Origin of the sequence: Clostridium tarantellae, assembly GCF_009295725.1 — a bacterium.
Taxonomy (GTDB): Bacteria; Bacillota; Clostridia; order Clostridiales; family Clostridiaceae; genus Sarcina; species Sarcina tarantellae.
The window spans coordinates 1-1,410 of sequence record NZ_WHJC01000497.1 but is presented as its reverse complement, the minus strand read 5'-3'; the positions used below and the strand labels follow the sequence as shown (position 1 = coordinate 1,410).

The window sequence follows — 1,410 nt, the reverse complement described above, 5'->3', positions numbered from 1 at the left end:
AAGGCACCATCTTCACTACCGTAACCACAGGTTACACGATAAGAAGATTTAAATGTACGGTTTAAACGTTCAACAACTTGCTTAAACCAACGATGCTCTGAGGAAACTGCATCATCATTTTTAAGTCCAATAACTTGAACTAGATTAAATGATTTATTTTCTTCTAATTCAAATTGTTGCTTAGCTAAAGGATATGCTGTAAAACCATCTGCTACAAATTTTAATGCTTTATTAGGAAAATCTTTAAATTTATCAAAAGCCATTCTCATAGCTAAAATACATGGTCCTGTAGATCTAGTATCAGAAACTTGATATCCGATAATGGATTTTTTACAGGCATCCATGATAAACCAAATATAATGTTTTACACCTTTTACTTTTATATAAGTTTCATCAGCAGTTAATAACTTTGATGGTTTATAATCAAAAGTATCAATAAAAGGTTTAATAACAGCTGCGGCAGTTAATGCGTAATTTGCAACCATTGTATGTGATATTTTAATACCATGTATTTCTTCCAATGCATGAGCAGTTTGGCGTGTTGATAGTTTAAGATTAACGTGGTAAGTAAGGCATAATCCTAGTATGTGAGGATTAAACTTCTTAAAACTAAAGTTAGTTGCTCTAGATGATAAAGAATATAAATCCATTTTAAAGAAATTTAAAGTAAATTCACGATAAATGTAATGGAGTTTATATTTAAATTTTTTATTAGGCTCTATATCCTTAGGTAATTTTTTAAGATTACTTAGATAGTAAGAGCATTTTGGATTTATACATTTATGAACTCTAAAGTGTTTTCTTTCTTTTTTAGCATCTAAAGTTTTACTACAATAAGGACATTTGAATACAACTGGTTTATAAGCAAAATTAGATTCATTAAAAGTTAACGCACATACTTTACATTTATATTGACCTTTATTACCGTTATTATCATAAATGTACTGATGTGGTGAACCGCACTTAGGACAACTGATACTTTCAGGAATAGATATTCCGTTACGTCTTTGGACGGGACGTATAAGCTTGTTATATTTATGCTTGTAATAAGCTAAAAGAAATTGATAGTCTTGCTTTTCAAATTTAATTATTGTAGGCAGTTTATCTACTTTAAATTTTTGATATTCTGGACTATTTGAATCATCAAAAGTCATTTGACTAAGAGGAATATTTTTTGAAATAAAGATAATTAATTGATAAATTACACTAATTAAATATTGATTATAAGCAAGTAAATAAGTTATAATTGAATCCATAATAACGACAACCTTTCATGGTTAATTTTGTGGTTTTGAGATTCAATTTTAACATGAAATTAGGGGGTCGTTGTTTTTTTATGCAAAAAAACTTTCGAAACCTTGATATATAAAGATTTTAAAAAGAAAAGTAGTGTAGAAACTTTACACTAAC

Annotated in this window: 1 protein-coding gene; it reads right to left on the bottom strand. The window is 28.0% G+C overall.

Annotation, left to right across the window (positions count from 1 at the left end):
• The coding region (locus tag GBZ86_RS15905) for a DDE-type integrase/transposase/recombinase (protein ID WP_152892277.1) at nt 1–1,256 on the bottom strand (1,256 nt) is incomplete at its 3' end.
• Nucleotides 1,257–1,410: the final 154 nt, after the last annotated feature.